The 7062-nt window shown below is 44.1% G+C and carries 7 protein-coding genes and 1 rRNA gene; 4 read left to right on the top strand and 4 right to left on the bottom strand.

Going from position 1 to position 7062, the window contains the following annotated elements:
• Window positions 1–107: 107 nt before the first annotated feature.
• Window positions 108–223 (top strand): 5S ribosomal RNA (gene rrf / locus D1Z90_RS06310).
• Between the two features lie 75 nt (window positions 224–298).
• On the opposite strand, the gene D1Z90_RS06305 is transcribed toward rrf, so the two are convergent.
• Entirely contained in the window at window positions 299–754 is a 456-nt protein-coding gene (locus D1Z90_RS06305) for a hypothetical protein (RefSeq protein ID WP_119909900.1), read from the bottom strand.
• Window positions 755–902: 148 nt separating this feature from the next.
• Here D1Z90_RS06305 and D1Z90_RS06300 point away from each other — a divergent pair, with 148 nt between their 5' ends.
• A complete protein-coding gene (locus tag D1Z90_RS06300; protein WP_119909899.1) occupies window positions 903–1814 on the top strand; it encodes an aldo/keto reductase in 912 nt (303 codons plus the stop codon).
• 28 nt (window positions 1815–1842) lie between these two features.
• On the opposite strand, the gene D1Z90_RS06295 is transcribed toward D1Z90_RS06300, so the two are convergent.
• On the bottom strand, window positions 1843–2187 hold the full coding sequence (locus D1Z90_RS06295; RefSeq protein WP_119909898.1) for a DUF3802 family protein: 345 nt from the start codon (window positions 2185–2187) through the stop codon (window positions 1843–1845).
• Window positions 2188–2447: 260 nt separating this feature from the next.
• Window positions 2448–4172 carry a DEAD/DEAH box helicase gene (locus D1Z90_RS06290; protein ID WP_119909897.1) on the bottom strand — a complete coding sequence of 575 codons (1725 nt, stop codon included), beginning with the start codon at window positions 4170–4172 and terminating at the stop codon, window positions 2448–2450.
• A 609-nt stretch (window positions 4173–4781) separates the two neighbouring features.
• Between D1Z90_RS06290 and D1Z90_RS06285 the strand changes: the two genes are divergently transcribed.
• Window positions 4782–5351 carry a hypothetical protein gene (locus D1Z90_RS06285; protein WP_119909896.1) on the top strand — a complete coding sequence of 190 codons (570 nt, stop codon included), beginning with the start codon at window positions 4782–4784 and terminating at the stop codon, window positions 5349–5351.
• A 40-nt stretch (window positions 5352–5391) separates the two neighbouring features.
• On the opposite strand, the gene D1Z90_RS06280 is transcribed toward D1Z90_RS06285, so the two are convergent.
• Window positions 5392–6003, bottom strand: a complete 612-nt coding sequence (locus D1Z90_RS06280; RefSeq protein ID WP_119909895.1) for a glutathione S-transferase family protein — start codon at window positions 6001–6003, stop codon at window positions 5392–5394.
• Between the two features lie 132 nt (window positions 6004–6135).
• Here D1Z90_RS06280 and D1Z90_RS06275 point away from each other — a divergent pair, with 132 nt between their 5' ends.
• Window positions 6136–6999: a LysR family transcriptional regulator gene (locus D1Z90_RS06275; RefSeq protein WP_119909894.1), complete on the top strand. Its 864-nt coding sequence runs from the start codon at window positions 6136–6138 to the stop codon at window positions 6997–6999.
• Window positions 7000–7062 lie beyond the last annotated feature (63 nt).

Genomic DNA, 7062 nt, shown 5'->3' with positions numbered 1-7062 from the left:
AGGCTTAACCATACAACACCTAAGCGGTGTTGAAGCCAAAGAATTACGAAGTGCTTGTGAACGAGAAGTTTGAGAACTGATAGCGGCTTTCCGAATTAAAGTTTATGCTTGGCGGCCATAGCGCTGTGGCCCCACCTGATCCCATGCCGAACTCAGAAGTGAAACGCAGTAGCGCCGATGGTAGTGTGGGGTTTCCCCATGTGAGAGTAGGTCACCGCCAAGCTTTGAATTAGAGAGAAGGCCATCCTGACGGATGGCCTTTTTTTATGCCTGAAGAAAAGTAAACACCTCTCTATCATTAAATATCCACCAATCGATTTACATTGTGAATAAATTGCTTTTGTTGCTGTTGCTCATGCATTACCAAACCATCTAATGCTTCATGTATCTCTGACGTGGTACTTTGCGCCGCTAATTGCGCCATTAAGTTAATCAGTCGATTTTCCAGTTTCATGGCTAAAGCAATGACTTCTTCTATGCTGATATTGGGTTTTAGTTCCATTTGAGCACACTCATTGGGAATGTTTTCATCAAACGTACTTTTCAACCAGGTAGAGAGTAATTGCGGATCAGCCGTTTCGATATATTTATCAATCTCCTCGACAGCTAAACGCTCTTTTTGCTGCATGAACTGCAATAACAATATGTTACGATCACTTTGCTGTTGCTCTGCTATTCTTCTATACAAGCTGGCAAATGCAGCGTGACACTGCTCCACATACAGTAGGAACTCGTGGATGGGTTTGAATCTCATATCACACCTCCTCTTTATATTTTAGTCCCTGATCCTATGATTGAGGTGCGTGTCAGTTGATGTTAATCAAGTGCTTGTTCATTAGGTTGATTACGATGGCTTATGTACTTAAGTAACATTGTTGAATTTTTCTCGATAAGGTATCTATATGACAGTTTCTAGAGTCAAGCTTTCACCCCAAGGTCCAGAGTTTTCACGTTTTATCGCCGGTTTTTGGCGTGCCATGTCGTGGCAAAAAAGCCCACAAGATTTGTTAGCATTTATCGAGCAAAATGTAGAGCTGGGTGTAACAACCATGGATCATGCTGATATATACAGCGATGGTGAATGTGAAAAAGCGTTCGGGGCAGCAATCAAGTTGCAACCTGGTTTACGCGATAAGATCGAGATAGTATCAAAGTGTGGTATCAAGCCGGCGTTTGATACGCGACCGGAACGTTATGTTAACCATTATGATACGTCTAAAGAGCATATCATCGCTTCTGCTGAGCAATCCTTGCTGAATCTTGAGGTCGAATCTTTAGACATGTTACTGATTCATCGACCAGACCCTTTGATGGATGCGGAGCAAGTCGCTGCGGCATTTAGCCTATTGCAGCAGCAAGGTAAGGTGAAGCATTTTGGCGTTTCTAACTTCACTAACTCACAGTTTGAATTATTACAGTCTGCCTGCGAGATGCCGCTACTCACGAATCAAATCGAAATTTCTCCCGTTAATATATCCGCCTTGCATGATGGTTCATTGGATTACTGTCAACAACATAAAGTGTCGGCAATGGCTTGGTCTTGTCTAGCCGGAGGAGAAATTTTCACTGGGGAGTCAGAACAAGCGCAGCGTTTACGTGAAGTATTAATTAAAGTCGCAGCGGAGATTGGCGCGGCTAATATAGACCAGGTGATTTACGCTTGGATTTTAGCTTTACCAGCACAAGTATTGCCAATTATTGGCTCGGGGCGGATAGAGCGAACACGTTCTACCGTTGCAACAGAAGCGTTACAGCTTGATCGACAACAATGGTTCAGCATTTGGCAGGCATCGACAGGGCACTCTGTACCTTAGTCAGTCATTGCTTATGACTGGCAACATGCTAGTCATAAGCACACAAGGCGGTATCAAAAAGGTTTTTAAGTAAACCGATAAACTCGTTTATAAACTCTGCTTGTTCTTCTGTAGGCACACTTTCCCAAACGTTTGATAAGACTTCTTCTAAGTCATGCACGATTGCGTCCGTTTCCCTGACTACTTCGAACCTGTGATGGCTATCGAGATGTTCATGTTGCAAACATACTCGCATGATATTTTCTGAAATTTGCTCTGATACCAGTTCTGCCAAAGTGTCGCCGCGTTGTTGCGTCGATCTTTTCTCAAAGATATTAAGGTTGTCGGTGAGGTACTGAATGAGTTCAATGTAACCGGTTTGGTCAATAACCATGTCTGCTTCCTATGTGTTCACTTATTCGCCATTAACTAGTTGTCGTTTGATGATGACGTAGTCGGAAAAGATTTGTTTTAGCCATAATCACATTTTGGTTAAGCAGTTTTACTAAATTATAGATATTGACGGCTTGTTGATAAATTAATGTGGTGATTTTATTTTTTACTGTGGTGTTGTTTTGAGCTGCTGGTATTTTTTGGTGGGAAATTTGGTGGGGGATGAAAAAAACCGGCTTGTTAGCCGGTTTTTATCTTTTATTAGCCTTTGCGATGGTCGCGCTTTTTAGGGCTGCGACGACGAGGCTTGTAAGTGCCCGCTTCATCGACCTTTTGCATGCGAATTTGCTGTTGGCAAATGTACACTTTTTGGAAGTGCTTGAGTAAATCTGCAGGCATATTTTGTGGTAGCTGCACGGTAGAGTAGTCGTTGTGTAGCACGATATCGCCAATGAATCGGCTGTTCATATTGCCTTCATTAGCTATCGCACCAACGATATTTTTAACTTGCACACCGTGTTCACGACCTACTTCGATACGATAGGTATCCAAAGGTCCTTCGGGTTTACGGCGATCACCACGTTCTCTTGGTGCGCGGTCTCCTCGCTCTGCACGATCTCCGCGTTCCCGGCGACCGTCACGGTCAGAGAAACGCTCACGAACAGGCTCTTCCGGTAATTGGAAAGGCTTGTCTTTTTGAGCCATGTATAACAAGGCTGCAGTCATGTCTTCTTGGCTGATTTCAAGTTCATTTGTCAGTTGTCCGACTAACTCTAGGTAGAACTCCAGTTTTTCAGCTTCTAGTACCTTTTGAACTTCTGTTTGGAATGACTCAATACGTTTTTGCGTCACTTCGCTGCGCGTTGGCAGGTCCATCATAGTGATAGGTTGACGAGTGGCGCGTTCAATGGCCTTAAGTAAACGACGCTCACGTGGCGCCACAAACAAGATAGCTTTACCTTGGCGGCCTGCACGACCTGTTCGGCCGATACGGTGAACGTATGATTCGGTATCCGTTGGGATATCATAGTTAACCACTAAGCTAATACGTTCAACGTCTAAACCACGAGCTGCCACGTCAGTTGCAACTAAGATATCCAAGCTGCCTGATTTCAAACGAGAGACAGTGCGTTCACGCAGGGCTTGGTTCATGTCACCATTCAATGCGGAGCTACGATAACCACGTGCTTCCAATTTTTCAGCCAGTTCTACCGTGGCTGTTTTGGTACGAGCGAAAATGATCACGCCGTCAAACTCTTCAGTTTCTAACATGCGTGTAAGTGCATCTAGCTTATTGGCACCACGAACAATCCATGCTTTTTGCTCAATGTTCTCTACGGTTGACGTTTTTGCTTTTATCTTGATTTCAGTAGGCTGGCGCATGTAACGCTTAGTGATGCGCTTTATTTGATCTGGCATGGTTGCCGAGAACAAAGCCGTTTGACGCTCTTCTGGCGTTTCAGCCATGATAGTTTCAACGTCTTCGATAAAGCCCATACGAAGCATTTCGTCGGCTTCATCTAATACCATGGCTCGTAGCCCCGATAAATCCAGGGTACCACGGCTTAAATGGTCCATGATTCGACCTGGGGTGCCAACAACTACCTGAGGGCCACGCTTTAATGACTTGAACTGCAAGCCATAGTTTTGACCGCCATAAATTGGTAATACGTGGAAGTTAGGCAGGTGGCGAGAGTAAGCTTGGAATGCTTCTGCTACCTGAATTGCTAATTCACGAGTTGGTGCCAATACCAGTACTTGTGGCTTGTTCAGTTTTAGATCAATATTGGCTAACAAAGGCAAGGCAAACGCTGCAGTTTTACCGGTACCTGTTTGTGCCATACCTAACACGTCCTTGCCATCCAGTAATAGTGGGATACACTGAGCCTGAATTGGAGAAGGTGTTTCATAACCTAATTCTACCAGTGCTTTTAGTACTGGTTCAGGTAGGTGTAAATCACTAAATAATGGAGTTTCTGTGGACATGTAACCTCTAAGTTTGTGTGGATGATGAAACGGCGCGATATTCTATGCCAAAATGTCAAGAAATGCTCGTTATTTATGCGCTTCGTCACAAAAAAGTTTTAAATGTGACGTTTATTCCAGCTCATTTTAGGTTTAGTCTGCAAACCCAGTGAATTTCAGTGTTTAAACCTTCCTTCACACTTTGCCAATACGCCTCTTGTTGGCTTTAAGTGTAATTTAAATCCGCTGACTTGCATGTTTTCATAGCCATTGCATTTATTTTTGCCAGTGAAATGCGATGAATTATCGTTAATATCTTTCTAAGCCCCTAGATCTGCGACCTGAACAAGGCGAAGCCCACTCTTTACCCTATAAATACGACAGGGTTTCGCCCGCAACGCTTTCACTTTGCGTTCAATTGATTATTTCTTTGCTTTCTATCGTGTTGATTTGACTGTTTATATCGAAATAGCACTGCTTTTCGTGTGGGATTTTGCTGAGTTTGTCATAAATAAGAAATATAAATAAAAAGTCATTTGTGTTTTTGATCTGATTTCGGTTCTCATGCTTGCTCACAGCTGGCTTGGCTGTGTTGGCAGGATGCCATTGATTACTATGCAAGGAGCAAACATGAAGACTTTACTTTTATATACCCATGTCATCGCATTAGCCGCCGCAATTGGTGCCATGATCATGACTGAATACCTGATTTCACGGCGGTTTCGTAATTTTAGTGACGATTTATTTGAAGTGATTAAGCTAGCTCATCATACGATTAACTGGGCACTGTTGGCGTTATGGGGTTCTGGAATTGGCTTTTTAATCCTAGGCTATCAACAAGATCCTGATTACGTTATGAACCAAAAAGTGTGGGCAAAAATGTTAATAGTCACCATAGTCACAATTAATGGTTACTACATTGCTAAGCGTGTTTTGCCTTGTATCAGAGGATTATCTGAGCAGCGTCCCTTTGTCAAATCTTTAAATGAAGCGACTTTGTTTCGGTTTTCGGTGGCTGTCTCCTTAGCGGGTTGGTTAATTGCTGTGTTTTTTGGCATCGCCAAGTTTCTAAGCTATCAAAATAACTTTTTTGAATTGCTGGCCGCTTATGTTGGTTTGGTGACGTTTTTCTTTGTGGCAAGTTTCACCCTAAAAGACAGTCCTTTAACGATGGAGAAAAACTTAGCCCGCAACGACTAACGAGCAGGGTCGAATGGTAAGGCACATTCGACCCCGATTATTAGGCGATTTCGCGACTGTGGATATCGATATAGTGGGGGTGGTCGGCAATTCGTTGTAGCCAGGCTTTAACTGCAGGAAAGCGGTTCAGGTCAAAGCCTCCTTCTGACGCCACATGGGTGTATGCGTACAAGGCGATATCAGCAATGGATAAAGTATTAGCAACTAAGAAGTCTTGGCTACCAAGGTGCTGTTCTAAGACCGCAAGGGCGGCATAACCGGCCGTTTGCTTCTGGTGAATGTTATCTTGTTGCCACTGGGTAAGGCTTGGTAGCTTGCGCCAGAAGCGTAGCGTCGCAATGTTAGGCTCATGACTGTATTGTTCGAAATTTAACCACTGCATCGCCTGTGCTTGATGCCAAGTGTCTACTGGCCAGTATGGAGTAGTTTGTGCCAGGTAATACAAAATAGCGTTTGATTCACATAATGCCTTAGTGGGGCTGATTTCAAGCACTGGAACCTTGCCATTTGGGTTTAACGCCAAAAAAGCGGATGTACGCGTTTCTCCTCGTATAATATCGTATTCTAACAACTGAAAAGGTTGCCTTAAGAAACTCTGCAGTAGTCGAATCTTATAGCCATTGCCTGAGGGTAGGTAGTCGTGCAAACGCATAGGTATTCCTTGTGAGTGAGAGGCATTTCATTGTGCAGCCAAGGCGTTGCTGAAACTAGCCAATAATATGAATGCAAGGCATGATAATTTTTGATAGCTGGCAATCTGTGATGGCTTAGGAGTTTGATACAGATGGACTTGGAAAGTCTTAAAACGTTTATTACGTTCGCGCAAACAGGCAGTTTCACGCGTACTGCAGCGTTGCGGTTTAAAACCCAATCTGCCATCAGTATGCAAATGAAGAAACTACAAGGTGAAGTCGGCCAACCGCTTTATCGGCAGCATGGGAGGCAACTTAAATTAACCCCTACAGGGTTGCGGCTACTAAGTCATGCCCAAAATATTGTGCAGCTGCATGACGCTGCCTTGCTTGAATTACAACATTGCCAGCCCGATGTGGTTCGCCTTGGCTGCCCCGCAGACTACGCTGAAACCATTTTGCCCTTAGTGGTATCCATTCTTAGCCAACACACCAAATTACAATTCAAACTTTGTTGTTTGCCTAGCTATCAGTTATTAGCCATGTTGGATGACGGTCAGTTAGATTTAGCTGTTGTTACGCGAAAACCCGCTAGCCACGAAGGTCACTTATTACTTCGTGACTATGGTGTGTGGGTGGCTAAACAAACACTGCAACAACAGATAGGGCAACGAGATCCGAGCTGGTCTTGGCCACTGGCGCTATTTGAAGACGATTGCCAGTTTCATCAAAGCAGCATCGCGATTTTAAACAAAGCTCAGCAAAGGTTTCACCTAGTTGCAACCAGTTCACAAGCATCTGCTTTATTTGGTTTGGCACGCCAAGGATTGGCTGTCACCGTGTTAGCCCGCAGTAGTGTTCCTGACGACTTGGCAATTTTGGATTGCCCACAACTAGAAGCGCTACCGAGTATTGATATTGTGCTGCAACCAGGTTCTGCCAACCTTAGTTGGCTGGATACGTCGCTTGTTAATCACCTACAAGCGGCGTTTGACGACCGTACTATATGCCCTTAAATGGCTTAAAATAGACCATGTTTGTCGCCCTCAGCGCTTTCCCAGCGATCCTCTTCACAGACT

Origin of the sequence: Motilimonas pumila (assembly GCF_003596335.1) — a bacterium.
Taxonomy (GTDB): domain Bacteria; phylum Pseudomonadota; class Gammaproteobacteria; order Enterobacterales; family CBDFNC01; genus Motilimonas; species Motilimonas pumila.
Note: the sequence above shows the minus strand (reverse complement) of the source record. Positions and strands in the feature narration are given on the sequence as shown.

Coding starts and splice junctions, on each gene's coding strand:
- D1Z90_RS06305 (WP_119909900.1), bottom strand. CDS start 754: ATGAGATTCAAACCCATCCACGAGTTCCTACTGTATGTGGAGCAGTGT.
- D1Z90_RS06300 (WP_119909899.1), top strand. CDS start 903: ATGACAGTTTCTAGAGTCAAGCTTTCACCCCAAGGTCCAGAGTTTTCA.
- D1Z90_RS06295 (WP_119909898.1), bottom strand. CDS start 2,187: ATGGTTATTGACCAAACCGGTTACATTGAACTCATTCAGTACCTCACC.
- D1Z90_RS06290 (WP_119909897.1), bottom strand. CDS start 4,172: ATGTCCACAGAAACTCCATTATTTAGTGATTTACACCTACCTGAACCA.
- D1Z90_RS06285 (WP_119909896.1), top strand. CDS start 4,782: ATGAAGACTTTACTTTTATATACCCATGTCATCGCATTAGCCGCCGCA.
- D1Z90_RS06280 (WP_119909895.1), bottom strand. CDS start 6,003: ATGCGTTTGCACGACTACCTACCCTCAGGCAATGGCTATAAGATTCGA.
- D1Z90_RS06275 (WP_119909894.1), top strand. CDS start 6,136: ATGGACTTGGAAAGTCTTAAAACGTTTATTACGTTCGCGCAAACAGGC.